Origin of the sequence: Pseudomonas sp. 20P_3.2_Bac5 (assembly GCF_025466035.1) — a bacterium.
GTDB lineage: Bacteria > Pseudomonadota > Gammaproteobacteria > Pseudomonadales > Pseudomonadaceae > Aquipseudomonas.
This window is the reverse complement of the sequence record NZ_JANLOA010000082.1, coordinates 33,240-46,968: the sequence shown is the minus strand read 5'-3', so window position 1 is coordinate 46,968 and position 13,729 is coordinate 33,240. Positions and strand designations below refer to the sequence as shown.

Genomic DNA, 13,729 nt, shown 5'->3' with positions numbered 1-13,729 from the left:
TGCTGTCAGGCGTGCAGCGGGCAAAATCCTTTCAGGTGGGACTGTCGACAGGCGCTCATTGCTCGAAGCGATATGCGGCGTCATAATGTAGCCCCTTTTTTCTGTCCCTACATGTGGAAGGTTCCCGTGACTCAGAAGCCCGACCAGTGTCTTGGTGAGTGGATCGATCGTGAAGCACTTGCAGAAGCGATGATCCCGCTTATCGGTCAGCTCTACCGCAATAACAACGTGGTGAGCTCGATCTATGGCCGTAGCCTGATCAACCGTTCGGTGATCGCGATCCTCAAGGCTCACCGCTTTGCTCGCCATCGCCAGACTGACGAAACCGAACTGTCCGTCCACGAGACATTCCCCCTGCTCAAGGCCATGAGCGAGCTGAAACTGGGCGCTGCTTCGGTTGACCTCGGCAAGCTGGCCAACAAGTTCAAGCTGGAAGGCAATGGCCGTAGCGCCGAGCAGTTCGTTCGCGAAGAACTGGCTGAAGTCGTCGGTCAGCAGAACGCTTCCGCACGCAAAGGCACCGACGTTGTCCTGTACGGCTTCGGTCGCATCGGCCGCCTGTTGGCGCGCATCCTGATCGAGAAAACCGGTGGCGGCGACGGCCTGCGCCTGCGGGCCATCGTTGTGCGCAAAGGCGCCGAGAACGATCTGGTCAAGCGTGCCAGCCTGCTGCGCCGTGACTCGGTTCACGGTCCGTTCGATGGCACCATCACCATCGACGAAGAAAACAACACCATCACCGCCAACGGCAACCTGATCCAAGTGATCTATGCCAAGAGCCCGAGTGAAGTCGACTACACCCAGTACGGCATCAACAATGCCCTGATCGTCGACAACACCGGTGTATGGCGTGACGCCGACGGCCTGGGCCAGCACCTGGCCTGCCCGGGCGCTGCCCGCGTGATCCTCACCGCACCTGGCAAGGGCGCGCTGAAGAACATCGTTCACGGCATCAACCACGGCGAAATCACCGCCGACGACAAGATCATCTCCGCCGCTTCCTGCACCACCAACGCCATCGTGCCGGTGCTGAAAGCCGTGAATGACAAGTACGGCATCATCAACGGCCACGTCGAAACCGTTCACTCGTTCACCAACGACCAGAACCTGATCGACAACTTCCACAAGGGCAGCCGTCGTGGCCGCGCCGCGCCGCTGAACATGGTGATCACCGAGACTGGCGCTGCTACCGCCGCCGCCAAGGCTCTGCCTGTCCTGAAGGGCAAGCTGACCGGCAACGCCATCCGCGTTCCGACGCCGAACGTCTCCATGGCCATCCTGAACCTGAACCTGGAAAAGGCGACCTCGCGCGACGAGATCAACGAGTACCTGCGTCAGACCGCCATGCACTCGGAACTGCACAAGCAGATCGACTACGTGAGCTCCCAGGAAGTGGTCTCCACCGACTTCGTCGGCTCCCGCCACGCGGGTGTGGTCGACGCCGAAGCGACCATCTGCAACGACAGCCGCGTTGTTCTGTACGTCTGGTACGACAACGAGTTCGGTTACAGCTGCCAGGTAGTGCGCGTGATGGAAGACATGGCTGGTGTGAACCCGCCTGCATTCCCACGCTAAGCTTCTTGGTGTGTTGAAAAGAACGGGAACCTACGGGTTCCCGTTTTTTTTGAGCGTTGTGAAGCCGGCCGAGTAAGGAGGAGCGTTTTGAAAGGAGCCTTGGGCACCCTCTGTGCTTTGTTGATGTTGGCCGGCTGCGAAAAGGACGACCCGGTCGAGCGCATCAGCGGCCCCACCATGGGCAGCAGCTACACCGTGCAGTACGTGCGGCCCGCCGAGGGGCCGGATGCGGAGCAGGTGCAGCGCGAGATCGAGGGCATTCTCGCGAGCATCGACCAGCAGTTTTCCACCTACCGTAGCGATTCCATGGTCGCGCGCTTCAATCGTCTGCCCGCAGGCAGCTGTCAGGTCATGCCGGAAGGTGTGCTCAAGCTGGTGCAACTGGGCGACACGTTGTGGCGCGAAAGTGGTGGGGCCTTCGACCTGAGTGTCGAGCCGCTGCTGGACCTGTGGGGGTTCGGTCCTCAGGCGCGGGAGGAGAAAATCCCCGATCCGAACCGGCTGGCAGAGGTGCGCCAGCGTATTGGCCAGGGCCATCTGCGCATCGACGGCGAGCAGTTGTGCAAGGACATCGCCCTGGAGCTGGACTTCAACAGCATCGCCGCCGGCTACAGTGTTGATCTGATCGTCGAGCGCCTGCGCGCCCTGGGCATCAACAATATGCTGGTGGAGGTCACGGGCGAACTCAAGGCCGTGGGGCACAAGCCTGACGACAGTCCCTGGCGAGTCGCTCTGGAACTGCCGCGCGAAGACCGCCAGATTGCCCAGCAGGTGCTCAGTATCGACGGCCTTGGTGTGTCGACGTCGGGTGACTACCGTAACTATTTCGAGGAGAATGGCCAGCGTTTTTCCCACACCTTCGACGCCCGTCTTGGCCGGCCGGTCGCGCATGCGCTGGCGGCGGTGACGGTGTTCGATCCCTCCGCGCTGGTGGCTGACGGTTATTCCACGCTGTTGCTGATACTGGGCCCGGAGCAGGGCTGGGAGTTTGCCGTGGCACAGGACCTCGCCGCCGTATTTGTGGTGCGGGCCGAGACGGGGTTCATTGCCCGTGTGACCCCGGCATTCGAGCGAATCGTCGGAACGGGCGACGCAACGAACGAGAAATGAATGTCTTGCATGTAGTGCAGAGAAAAATAGCCTACGACGCGACCAAGGGTTAATGTGCGCGCCGTTCAAGCTTGATTAGACTGCACCCGAATTTTTTCATGGCGCCCCCGAGGCGTCATGATCGAAGCCCCGGCCGCCGGCGTGGCGCCCGGGCCTGTTCTGAAGGAGTACGCATGGCTGTCTACAACTACGACGTAGTGGTGCTGGGTTCCGGCCCCGCAGGAGAAGGGGCGGCAATGAATGCCGCCAAAGCAGGACGCAAGGTAGCGATGGTCGATAGCCGTCGTCAGGTCGGCGGCAACTGCACCCATCTGGGCACCATCCCGTCCAAGGCCCTGCGTCACTCGGTGCGCCAGATCATGCAGTTCAACACCAACCCGATGTTCCGGGCCATTGGTGAGCCGCGCTGGTTCTCGTTCCCTGACGTGCTGAAAAGCGCGGAAAAGGTGATCTCCAAGCAGGTCGCTTCGCGTACCGGCTACTACGCCCGCAACCGCGTCGACGTGTTCGTCGGCACCGGCAGCTTCGCCGACGAGCAGACCATCGAAGTGGTCTGCGCCAACGGTGTGGTCGAGAAGCTGGTGGCCAAGCACATCATCATCGCCACTGGCTCGCGTCCTTATCGCCCGGCCGATATCGATTTCCACCACCCGCGTATCTACGATAGCGACACCATCCTCAGCCTCGGCCACACCCCGCGCAAACTGATCGTCTACGGCGCTGGTGTGATCGGCTGCGAATACGCGTCGATCTTCAGCGGTCTCGGCGTGTTGGTGGAACTGGTGGACAACCGTGGCCAGTTGCTCAGCTTCCTGGACTCGGAAATCTCCCAGGCCCTGAGCTACCACTTCAGCAACAACAACATCACTGTTCGCCACAACGAAGACTACGAGCGTGTCGAAGGCCTGGACAACGGTGTGATCCTGCACCTGAAATCGGGCAAGAAGATCAAGGCCGACGCCTTGCTCTGGTGCAACGGCCGTACCGGCAACACCGACCGCCTGGGCCTGGAAAACATCGGCATCAAGGTCAACAGCCGTGGCCAGATCGAAGTCGACGAAGCCTACCGGACCCAGGTGCCGAACATCTATGGCGCCGGTGACGTGATCGGCTGGCCAAGCCTGGCCAGTGCTGCCCACGACCAGGGTCGCTCGGCGGCCGGCAGCATCGTCGACAACGGTAGCTGGCGCTTCGTCAACGACGTGCCGACCGGGATCTACACCATTCCGGAGATCAGCTCGATCGGCAAGAACGAGCAGGAGCTGACCCAGGCCAAGGTGCCTTACGAAGTCGGCAAGGCGTTCTTCAAGAGCATGGCGCGTGCGCAGATCGCCGGCGAGCCGCAAGGCATGCTGAAGATCCTGTTCCACCGCGAAACCCTGGAAATCCTCGGCGTGCACTGCTTCGGCTACCAGGCGTCGGAGATCGTCCACATCGGCCAGGCCATCATGGACCAGCCGGGTGAGCGCAATACGCTGAAGTACTTCGTCAACACCACCTTCAACTACCCGACCATGGCCGAGGCCTATCGGGTGGCTGCGTACGACGGCCTCAACCGGCTTTTTTGAGCGGCTCCGGCCGGTGGCCTGAGCCGGCCGGGGAGACCGATTTCAGCGATTCTCGAGGGTGGCAGTGGCCAAACCGGGAAAGTCTGTAATCAGGCTGTCTACGCCGAAGTCAGCGAGCCGACGCATCAGCGCCGGTTCGTTGACCGTCCACACCGACACATGCAGCCCCTGGCGCTGGGCCTTGGCCAGGCGTTCGGGGCTGCAGTGCGTCCAGTTCAGTGCCAGCAATTCACAGCCATAGTTCTGCGCGACCTTCAGTGGGTCGAGCCAGGTGTATTCCGCTACCAGTCCACGTGAGATGTCCGGCGTCAGTTCCAGGGCAGCGGCGAGCACTTCCCGCGAGCTGGAGGTGATGGTCACCTTGTCGAGCAGGCCGAAGCGCTGGGCCATTTCCCGGATGGCCAGGACCGTGGTGGCGGCGCGGGTGCGCGAGGCGCTCTTGACCTCCAGTTGCCAGTGCTCGAACGGGCATTTCTCGAACAACTCTTCCAGGCGCGGGATCGGGCACGGCTGCACCCAGCCCGGACCACCGTTGCGTGCGTCGTAGGTCACAAGCTCCGCAGCGCTGTGCTCCACCACCTTGCCGCGACGGCCGGTGGTGCGCTTGAGGGTAGGATCGTGGATCACCATCAGTTCGTTGTCGGCTGACAGGTGCAGATCGAGTTCGCAACGCCGCACGCCGTGTTTCAGGCACTGCTGGAAGCTGGTCAGGGTGTTTTCGGGGGCTTCGCCCTTGGCGCCACGATGGCCGTAAATCTGGGTCACGTTTGTTCCTTCAAGAAAGACTGAAGCTCAGGAGGCTGCCGGGCCGTTCTGTTCCAGGGCCTGGCGGCGCTGTTGCGCCTGCCGTTGCAGGATGTAGCGCGCCAGCAGTTGACGCTGGGCGTCACTGATATCGACGAATTCGGTACCGATCTCGTAATGGCCGTCGGCCTTCTTGTCACAGTGCGTGACTTTCGCTCGCAACAGCAAGCCCGAGGCCCGCGGCATCAGCACCATTTTCAGTGCCACGCGGCTGCCGGGCGTGAACGCGCTGGCGTGCGTGAACTCGACACCGCCTTCGGACAGGATGACCGGCTGCGGCGCGCCAATCTCGCCGATCAGGGTCTGTGCCACCACTGCACTGAGCAGGTCGATGCGTTTGTTCTGGGCCTTGAGGAAGGCCGCCAGGGTGCGATCCTTTTCGCTGAGCTGGCGTAGCAGGTGCTGGGATTCGAACTCGCTGAGGTGCAGTTCGCTAAGCAGATTGAACAGCGGCGAATCATCCTGCAACAAGTCTGTGCCAAGGGCTTCAGCCGCGCTCAGCGGGGTAATTTCCAGTGCGATCCGGTCCTCGATACGGTAGTATTCGCGGCGATCTTCTTCATCTATTGTCGACATGGCGAACCCATGGTAGCGGCGGTGGTCTGAGTGTAAATCCGCCGTCCTGGCCCCGCCACAAGGACGTTCCTCTTTCATCCGAACAAGCCCCGACATGTTCAGACCTCTTTTCGTATACATCGGTACGCGCTACACCCGTGCCAAGCGGCGCAATCACTTCGTTTCGTTCATTTCCCTGACCTCGATGATCGGCCTCGCCCTCGGCGTGGTGGTGATGATCGTGGTGCTCTCGGTCATGAACGGCTTCGATCATGAGATGCGTACCCGCGTACTGGGCATGGTCCCTCATGCCACGCTGGAGACCGGTCAACCGCTGAGCGATTGGCCAGCCCTTGCCGATAGAGTTAAGCAGAATCCGTCCGTGCTGGCAGTGGCGCCATTCACTCAGATGCAGGGTTTGCTGACCCACGAAGGCAAGGTACAGAAGGTACTGCTCAACGGTGTTGACCCGGCGCAAGAGCGCAAGGTTTCGATTATCGGCGACTTCATCCGCGAAGGCCGCCTCGAAGACCTTGAGCCCGGCAGCTTCGGCATCATGATCGGCGACAAGGCGGCCGCCAAACTGGGCGTCAGCGTCGGCGACAAGCTGACCTTCGTCGCGCCCGAGGTCACCGTCACCCCGGCCGGGATGTTCCCGCGCATGAAGCGTTTCACCGTGACCGGCATCTTCCATGTCGGCGCCGGTGAAATCGACGGCTACCTGGGCCTGACCAACCTCTCCGACCTGTCCCGCCTGCACCGCTGGAAAGCCGATCAGGTCCAGGGCCTGCGGCTGAAATTCGATGACCTGTTCCAGGCCCCGCGCAACGCCTACAACATTGCCCGGGAACTGGGCGACCAAGAGTTCTACGCCCGCGACTGGACCCGCAGCTACGGCAACCTGTACCAGGCGATCCGCATGGAAAAGGCCATGATCGGCCTGTTGCTGCTGCTGATCGTCGCGGTGGCGGCGTTCAACATCATATCCACGCTGGTGATGGTGGTGAACGACAAGCGCGGCGATATCGCGATCCTGCGGACCCTTGGTTCGACGCCGCGGCAGATCATGGCGATCTTCATGGTCCAGGGCACGGTGATCGGCGTGGTCGGCACGGCCATCGGCGCCGCGGTCGGGATCCTTGCGGCGCTCAATGTCAGTGCCGCCATCGCCGGCCTCGAGCGGCTGATCGGTCACAAGTTCCTCAACGCCGATGTCTACTTCATCGACTACCTGCCGTCGCGGATCATGGCCGAAGACGTGTGGATGGTCTGTGGCGCGGCGCTGGTCCTGAGTTTCCTCGCCACCCTGTATCCGGCCTGGCGTGCGGCACGCACCCAGCCCGCGGAGGCGCTTCGTTATGAGTGAGTTGGGCATGAGTGATAAAGCCGTACTGAGTTGCCGCAACCTGGGCAAATCCTATGAGGAAGGCCCGGAGTCGGTGCAGGTGCTGTCGAACCTGCAACTGGAACTGCTCCCCGGTGAGCGGGTCGCGATCGTCGGCAGTTCCGGTTCGGGCAAGAGCACCTTGCTCAACCTGCTGGGCGGCCTCGATACGCCGAGCCAAGGCAGCGTCTGGCTGGCCGGCGAGGAGCTTTCGGCCCTCGGCGAGCGTGCCCGCGGCCTGCTGCGCAACCGCGCGCTGGGCTTCGTCTACCAGTTCCATCACCTGTTGCCGGAATTCACCGCGCTGGAAAACGTGTGCATGCCGCTGCTGATCGGCCGCACGCCGATCCCGGAAGCCCGCGAGCGCGCCGAGGCGCTGCTCAAGCGTGTCGGTCTCGGTCACCGCCTGAGCCACAAGCCGTCCGAACTGTCCGGTGGCGAGCGCCAGCGCGTGGCCATCGCCCGCGCCCTGGTCAACCGGCCGGGCCTGGTGATGCTCGACGAGCCCACCGGCAACCTCGACCAACACACCGCCCAGGGCATCCAGGACCTGATGCGCGAGCTGAGCAGCTCGTCGCAGACCGCGTTCCTGGTGGTAACCCATGACCTGAACCTGGCGCGGCAGATGGATCGTGTGCTGCGCCTGGAAGAGGGTCACCTGGTTCCGATCTGATTCGAGGAGGGCGCCCGTGCCGATGCCGGGCGCCCTGGCCGTTATTCTTGCTGGGTGCATCCGTTCATGTTCAGACCTTTGTCTATTTTCATCGGCGCGCGCTACACCCGCGCCAAGCGCCGCAACCATTTCATCTCGTTCATTTCCATGACTTCGATGATCGGCCTGTCCCTGGGCGTGCTGGCGATGATCGTGGTGTTGTCGGTGATGAACGGCTTCCAGCGCGAGATGAGCTCGCGCATCCTCGGCATGGTGCCGCACGCCACCATCGTCGGCGTCAAGCCGCTGGACGACTGGCAGCCGGTGGCCGCCGCCGCGCTGAAGAATCCCGAGGTCATCGCCGCGGTGCCCTTCACCGAAATGGAAGGCATGCTCTCCTACAAGGGCTCGATGCAGCCGATCAAGATCAATGGCATCGACCCGGAACAGGAAGGCAAGGTTTCGATCGTCGCCGAGCACATCGTCCAGGGTCGCCTGGAAGACCTCAAGCCGGGCGAGTTCGGCGTGGTCATCGGCGAAATCACCGCGCGGCGTTTCCGCCTGAGCGTCGGTGACAAGCTGACCCTGATCGTGCCCGAGGTGAGCAGCGAAGCGGGTGGCATCACCCCGCGCATGCAGCGCCTGAACGTGGTCGGGATCTTCAAGGTAGGCGCCGAGCTGGATGGCTCCATGGGCATGATCCATGTGGCCGACGCCGCGCAGATGCAGCGTTGGGAGCCGAACCAGGTGCAGAGCGTGCGCCTCAAGCTCAAGGATCTGTACGCCGCGCCGGCGGTGTCCGCGGCGATTGTCGCGGGCCTTGGCGATCAGTACCGCGCCGACGACTGGACCCACACCCAGGGCAGCCTGTTCAGCGCCATGAAAATGGAAAAGACTATGATCGGCCTGTTGCTGCTGATGATCATCGCGGTGGCGGCGTTCAACATCATCGCCACCCTGATCATGGTAGTGAACGACAAGGGCGCGGATATCGCCATCCTGCGCACCATCGGCGCAACACCCGGGCAGATCATGGGCGCGTTCATGGTTCAGGGCAGCCTGATCGGCGTGGTCGGCACCCTGATCGGCGGTGTGTTCGGGGTGTTAGCGGCGTTGAATGTCAGCGCGCTGGTGGGTTGGCTGGAGCGCATCAGCGGCCAGCATATCTTCACCTCTGACGTGTATTTCATCAGCTCGCTGCCATCGGAGTTGCAGTGGGGCGATGTGGCGCTGATCTGCAGCGCCGGCCTGGTGATGAGCTTCCTCGCGACGATTTACCCGGCCTGGCGTGCATCGCAGGTCGAGCCGGCCATGGCGCTGCGCTACGAGTAAACGGCGTTGTCAGGCGGCCGGTAGCTGGATGATGAAACGCGTCCAGCCATCGGCCGATTCGGCGCGCAGCGTCCCGCCATGGGCACGGACGATGGATTGGGTGATGGCCAAGCCCAGCCCCGCATGTTCGCTGCTGCCAGCCCGGCGTGCCGGGTCGGCGCGGTAGAAACGATCGAACAGCCGCGGCAGCAGCGCCGGATCGATCGGCTCGCCACGGTTGGCCACTTCCAGGCGTAGTTGCCCGCTACTTTCCGCGATACCTACCTGAATATCCCCTCCCTGTGCGGTGTAGCGCAGCGCATTGTCGAGCAGGTTGGACAAGGCGCGGCGCAGCATATGCCGGTCGCCGTCCAGCGTGGCGGCGCCGTTGCGCGCCAGCCGGACCTGGGCGTCCTCGGCCAGTGGCGCGTAATACTCCAGCAGCGCATCGACTTCCTCGTGCAACGCCAATGGCTCACGGTTGGGCATCAGCAGGCCGTGGTCGGCCTTGGCCAGGTAAAGCATGTCGTTGACCAGTTGCGCCATCCATTGCAGCTCTTCGAGGTTGCCGTGCAGCGCTTCGCGGTATTCGTCCAGGCTGCGCGGCCGGGTCAGGGTGACCTGGGTGTGGGTCAGCAGGTTCGACAGCGGCGTGCGTAATTCATGGGCGATATCGGCGGAGAAGGCCGAGAGGCGCTGGAAGGCGTCGTCCAGTCGCTCCAGCATGGCGTTCATCGTGGTTGCCAGTTCCGCCAGTTCCACCGGCATCTGCCCCACCGGCAGGCGGGTGGTCAGCGAGCGCGCGGAAACGCTGGCGGCAATTTCGCCCATCTGGCGCAACGGGCGCAGGCCGCTGCGCGCAGCCCAGACCCCGAGCAGGGCGGTGGCCAGGGCGCAGAGGCCGACGGTCAGCCAGATCAGCCGCTGCATGCGTTGCAGGAAATGTTGGTGGTGGGTGATGTCGAGCAGCAGCGTCAGTTGCAGGTCTGGCAGTTGCACGCCGAGGCTGCGGTAGTCGGCATGTTCGGCGCGCAGGGTGTTCAGGCCAGGCCCTGCCGGCGCATCAGGCAGGCCCGCGCGACTGTCAAACCAGATCTCGCCGTCGGTGCCGCGGATACGCAGGGCCAGATCGGACTGGTGGCTCAGCTCGCTCTGCAGGGCGGGCAGGCGCAAGGCGAGGTCGGCGCTGCTGTGCACACCCTCGAGCATGCGCTGCAGGACCGGCAGGCGGCTGTTGAGCAATTGCTGGTCGAGTTCGATGAAGTGGGTTTCGCTGGCGCGGCTGAACAGGATCCCCGCCAGCAGCGACACCACGGCGGTGCAGGCGGCGAACAGCAGGGCGAGGCGGGCGCCGAGGGACAGCCGGAGCATCAGGCCGGACGCTCTTCGAGCACATAGCCCATGCCGCGCACCGTGTGGATCAGCTTATTGTCGTGGGCATCGTCGATCTTCAGACGCAGCCGGCGGATCGCCACTTCGATGACGTTGGTGTCGCTGTCGAAATTCATGTCCCAGACCTGCGACGCAATCAGCGATTTGGGCAGCACCTCGCCCTGGCGCCGCAGCAGCAGTTCCAGCAGGGCGAACTCCTTGGCGGTCAGGTCCAGACGCTGGCCGCCGCGTTCGACCCGGCGGCGGATCAGGTCCAGGCGCAGGTCGGCCAGGCCGAGGGTGGTTTCCTGAGCCGGGTTGAGGCCGCGACGCAGCAGGGTGCGGACCCGCGCCAGCAGCTCGGAGAAGGCGAACGGCTTGACCAGATAGTCGTCGGCGCCCAGTTCCAGGCCGTGGACCCGGTCTTCCACGGCATCGCGGGCGGTGAGGAACAGCACCGGCACATTGAGGCCGGCGTCACGCACAGCCTGGAGAATCTGCCAGCCATTGCGACCGGGCAGCATCACATCGAGGATCAGCAGGTCATAGTCGCCGGTCAGCGCCAGGTGCTGGCCGCTGTCGCCGTCGTTGGCCAGCTCGGTACTGAACCCCGCCTCGCTGAGGCCCTGGCGCAGGTACTGGCCGGTCTTGGCCTGGTCTTCGACGATCAACAGTTTCATGGGGTTCTCGGAGGCGGTGGGGCAGGGACGTTATACCTTTCCTGCATTCAGGCAGGGCGAAGCTGACAAAGTTGTAATCTTTTCGTCAGGTGGACGCCAGCGCCGGCTTTGCACTATGGCGGCATGAAGCAATCGATGATGAGGAACACCCCGATGAAATCCCTGATAACCGCTGCCGTCCTCGCACTGCTCAGCCTTCCGGCCATGGCCGCGCCGGGCGCACACGAGTTCGCTTTCGGCCAGCCAGCGCCAGCGGCCAAGGCCACGCGCACCGTCGAGGTGGTGCTGGGCGACATGTACTTCGAGCCGCGCAGCCTGGAGGTGAAGGCCGGGGAGACGGTGCGTTTCGTGGTGATCAACAAGGGTCAGGTGACCCACGAGTTCAACCTTGGCGATGCGGCCATGCATGCGCAGCACCAGAAGGAAATGCTGGCGATGGCGACGATGGACCACGCCAGCATGGGCCATGGGGGAATGGAGCACGGCGCGATGCAGCATGACGAGCCGAACATGGTGATGGTCGCGCCGGGCCAGCGCGGTGAATTGACCTGGAGCTTCAGCCAGTCGACCCCGATCGAGTTCGCTTGCAACGTGCCGGGGCACTATCAGGCCGGGATGGTTGGCAAGCTGACCATCGCGCAATGACCAAAGGCAGGCGCAAACCCGATAAACTACGGCAATTTCGTCCTTCAGGTTTGAGCCATGCACCCCGCTGCAGAACATTCCCCGCTGGGTAAAGCCAGCGAATACGTTTCCACTTACACGCCTTCGTTGCTGTTCCCGATCCCGCGTACCGCCAAATGGGCCGAGCTGGGCGTCAGCGCCGAGACCCTGCCGTGGCACGGCACCGATTTCTGGAACTGCTTCGAGCTGTCCTGGCTGCTGCCATCGGGCAAGCCGGTGGTGGCCATCGGTGAGTTCGCCATTCCTGCGGATTCGCCGAACATCATCGAGTCCAAGTCGTTCAAGCTCTACCTCAATTCGCTGAACCAGACCGCTTTCGACTCGCCGCAGGCGCTGCAGGCCTGCCTGGAGAAAGACCTCGGCGCGGCCGCCGGCAAGCCGGTGAGCGTGCGTATCCGCACCCTGGGTGATGTGGAAAAAGAGGGTGTGGCCGGGTTGCCGGGCCAGTGCATCGACGAGCTGGACGTCAGCATCAGCAACTACGAGCAACCGCAACCTGAGTTGCTGCGTTGCAACACGGACAAGGTGGTCGAGCAGACCCTGCACAGCCATTTGCTCAAGTCCAACTGCCCGGTGACCGGTCAGCCGGACTGGGGCAGCGTGGTCGTCGAGTACCGCGGCCCGGAGCTGGACGCGGCAAGCCTGCTGACGTACCTGATCAGTTTCCGCCAGCACGCGGACTTCCATGAGCAGTGCGTGGAGCGCATCTTCCTCGACCTCAAGCGCCTGCTCGATCCGCAGCACCTAACGGTGTACGCGCGCTATGTGCGCCGTGGCGGGCTGGACATCAACCCGTACCGCAGCCTCGGTCAGGTGAGCCCGGATAACCGGCGGTTGGTCCGGCAGTAACGAAAAAGCCCCGTCTGGACGGGGCTTTTTATTTGAGCGGGGTGGGTTCAGATCCCCATGCTTTGCAGGCTCTGGACGATATTGCGCAAGGTGGCGGTCAGGCCCGGGTGATCGACCTCGAAGCGTTCCACGGCGAGGTTGACGCCGTCGACCAGGTTGGTGTCCTGGGTTGCCGCTTCCAGTTTGATCTGGGCATCGATTTGCTGCATCAGCACCTGGAGTTGCTCACGCTCTTCCAGCGACAGCGGCGGGTTTTGCTCCAGTTGCTCGCGCAGGGTGTTGAGCTGTTCTTGCAGTTCGCGGGCAGGCATGGTGATCTCCCTTTATCAGTAGGCACAGCCATGGACCCCTGCCTTGTGCGAAAGGTCCATGCATGGCTGACAGATTAATCCACACGGGCCGGCTTTGCATGATCCGGATCAAGCGCGGGTGATCAGGGTTTTTCGCCCTTGAGCCGGCGCTGGCTGATATCGGCGAGGCAGTCGGCCAGCTCCTGCAAATGATCGATCACCGAATGCACGCCGAGGCTGAACAGTTGCAGGGTGGCCTTGCCGCGTTTGTGCTCGCGCTGCTTGTCGTCCAGCGCTTGCCACTCGGTTTCGGATAACCCGCACAACGGGCCGCAGGCCGCCAGGCCGATGGTCCACAGGCCGGCATTGAGGCCGGCCTGGAGCAGCCGCGGTTCGCCGCTGATCAGCACACAGCCATCCAGTTGCCTGGCCTCGATGGCCATCAATGCCCGCCAACAGGCGTCCGGCGCGGGCCAGGGCTTGGCGTCGTGGTGCGGCGTTGCCGCCAGCCAGTCGGGCAGGGCGCGGCTCAGGTGTTGGCCGGTGTGCGCCGGCACTTCGTCCAGCCAGGCGCAGGGCACGCGATGGCGGCGTAGCCAGTCGAGTACGTCGAGGGCACCGGGGGTGGGGAGAACGGGGAGGTCCGGCGCGCTGTCCAGGCTACGGCCGCCGAAGTCGACCAGGCAGCCACGAAGTCCGAACAGGAGCGCGGTGAAGGCGGGCGCGTGAGGCATGGCAACATCCCTGAAATATCAGGACACTACTGGCCGTTCGTGACGATTTGGTGACGGGCGTTTGACGCGCGTGGCGTCAACTATTTGCGACGCAAACGTTACTAGGCTTTATACTCGTCCACTTTGGCGCGGAGCTGTTTCGCGCGTTGCGTTCATCAGGAG

The 13,729-nt window shown here is 63.3% G+C and carries 14 protein-coding genes; 8 read left to right on the top strand and 6 right to left on the bottom strand.

What is annotated here, in order from left to right; all coding sequences use genetic code 11:
- Positions 1 to 111: 111 nt before the first annotated feature.
- From NTD88_RS14800 to sthA, 3 genes are all read left to right on the top strand, one after another.
- Entirely contained in the window at positions 112 to 1,575 is a 1,464-nt protein-coding gene (locus tag NTD88_RS14800; RefSeq protein ID WP_095157917.1) for a glyceraldehyde-3-phosphate dehydrogenase, read from the top strand.
- An 87-nt stretch (positions 1,576 to 1,662) separates the two neighbouring features.
- Positions 1,663 to 2,685, top strand: a complete 1,023-nt coding sequence (locus NTD88_RS14795; protein WP_262154743.1) for an FAD:protein FMN transferase — start codon at positions 1,663 to 1,665, stop codon at positions 2,683 to 2,685.
- A gap of 173 nt (positions 2,686 to 2,858) precedes the next feature.
- Complete coding sequence (gene sthA / locus NTD88_RS14790; protein ID WP_095157913.1) at positions 2,859 to 4,253, top strand: Si-specific NAD(P)(+) transhydrogenase; 1,395 nt, start codon at positions 2,859 to 2,861, stop codon at positions 4,251 to 4,253.
- A gap of 42 nt (positions 4,254 to 4,295) precedes the next feature.
- On the opposite strand, the gene NTD88_RS14785 is transcribed toward sthA, so the two are convergent.
- Entirely contained in the window at positions 4,296 to 5,018 is a 723-nt protein-coding gene (locus NTD88_RS14785) for a glycerophosphodiester phosphodiesterase (protein WP_095157911.1), read from the bottom strand.
- A gap of 27 nt (positions 5,019 to 5,045) precedes the next feature.
- Complete coding sequence (locus NTD88_RS14780; protein ID WP_095157909.1) at positions 5,046 to 5,633, bottom strand: PilZ domain-containing protein; 588 nt, start codon at positions 5,631 to 5,633, stop codon at positions 5,046 to 5,048.
- A gap of 94 nt (positions 5,634 to 5,727) precedes the next feature.
- Here NTD88_RS14780 and NTD88_RS14775 point away from each other — a divergent pair, with 94 nt between their 5' ends.
- The 3 genes from NTD88_RS14775 (at position 5,728) to NTD88_RS14765 (ending at position 8,980) form a co-directional block, all read left to right on the top strand.
- Positions 5,728 to 6,978 (top strand): lipoprotein-releasing ABC transporter permease subunit, encoded by a 1,251-nt coding sequence (locus NTD88_RS14775; protein WP_262154742.1) that lies wholly within the window; start codon positions 5,728 to 5,730, stop codon positions 6,976 to 6,978.
- Positions 6,979 to 6,985: 7 nt separating this feature from the next.
- Positions 6,986 to 7,669 (top strand): lipoprotein-releasing ABC transporter ATP-binding protein LolD, encoded by a 684-nt coding sequence (gene lolD, locus NTD88_RS14770; protein ID WP_175653784.1) that lies wholly within the window; start codon positions 6,986 to 6,988, stop codon positions 7,667 to 7,669.
- A gap of 66 nt (positions 7,670 to 7,735) precedes the next feature.
- The gene (locus tag NTD88_RS14765; RefSeq protein ID WP_095157903.1) at positions 7,736 to 8,980 is read left to right on the top strand and encodes a lipoprotein-releasing ABC transporter permease subunit; all 1,245 of its coding nucleotides are present in this window, start codon (positions 7,736 to 7,738) and stop codon (positions 8,978 to 8,980) included.
- A gap of 9 nt (positions 8,981 to 8,989) precedes the next feature.
- Here NTD88_RS14765 and NTD88_RS14760 read toward each other — a convergent pair whose 3' ends face one another.
- Together NTD88_RS14760 and NTD88_RS14755 are read right to left on the bottom strand one after the other, a co-directional pair.
- Positions 8,990 to 10,333 carry a heavy metal sensor histidine kinase gene (locus NTD88_RS14760; RefSeq protein ID WP_095157901.1) on the bottom strand — a complete coding sequence of 448 codons (1,344 nt, stop codon included), beginning with the start codon at positions 10,331 to 10,333 and terminating at the stop codon, positions 8,990 to 8,992.
- Positions 10,330 to 11,010 carry a heavy metal response regulator transcription factor gene (locus NTD88_RS14755; RefSeq protein WP_095157899.1) on the bottom strand — a complete coding sequence of 227 codons (681 nt, stop codon included), beginning with the start codon at positions 11,008 to 11,010 and terminating at the stop codon, positions 10,330 to 10,332. The genes NTD88_RS14760 and NTD88_RS14755 overlap by 4 nt, the downstream gene beginning before the upstream one ends.
- A 153-nt stretch (positions 11,011 to 11,163) precedes the next feature.
- On the opposite strand from NTD88_RS14755, the gene NTD88_RS14750 reads away from it, so the two are divergent.
- Positions 11,164 to 11,655 carry a cupredoxin family protein gene (locus NTD88_RS14750; protein ID WP_262154741.1) on the top strand — a complete coding sequence of 164 codons (492 nt, stop codon included), beginning with the start codon at positions 11,164 to 11,166 and terminating at the stop codon, positions 11,653 to 11,655.
- A gap of 57 nt (positions 11,656 to 11,712) precedes the next feature.
- Positions 11,713 to 12,543 carry an NADPH-dependent 7-cyano-7-deazaguanine reductase QueF gene (gene queF / locus NTD88_RS14745; RefSeq protein ID WP_262154740.1) on the top strand — a complete coding sequence of 277 codons (831 nt, stop codon included), beginning with the start codon at positions 11,713 to 11,715 and terminating at the stop codon, positions 12,541 to 12,543.
- A 47-nt stretch (positions 12,544 to 12,590) separates the two neighbouring features.
- On the opposite strand, the gene NTD88_RS14740 is transcribed toward queF, so the two are convergent.
- Both NTD88_RS14740 and NTD88_RS14735 read right to left on the bottom strand, forming a co-directional pair.
- A complete protein-coding gene (locus NTD88_RS14740; RefSeq protein WP_095157892.1) occupies positions 12,591 to 12,854 on the bottom strand; it encodes a DUF4404 family protein in 264 nt (87 codons plus the stop codon).
- Positions 12,855 to 12,976: 122 nt separating this feature from the next.
- The gene (locus NTD88_RS14735; RefSeq protein ID WP_110972655.1) at positions 12,977 to 13,567 is read right to left on the bottom strand and encodes a phosphonoacetaldehyde phosphonohydrolase-related protein; all 591 of its coding nucleotides are present in this window, start codon (positions 13,565 to 13,567) and stop codon (positions 12,977 to 12,979) included.
- Between the last annotated feature and the right edge of the window lie 162 nt (positions 13,568 to 13,729).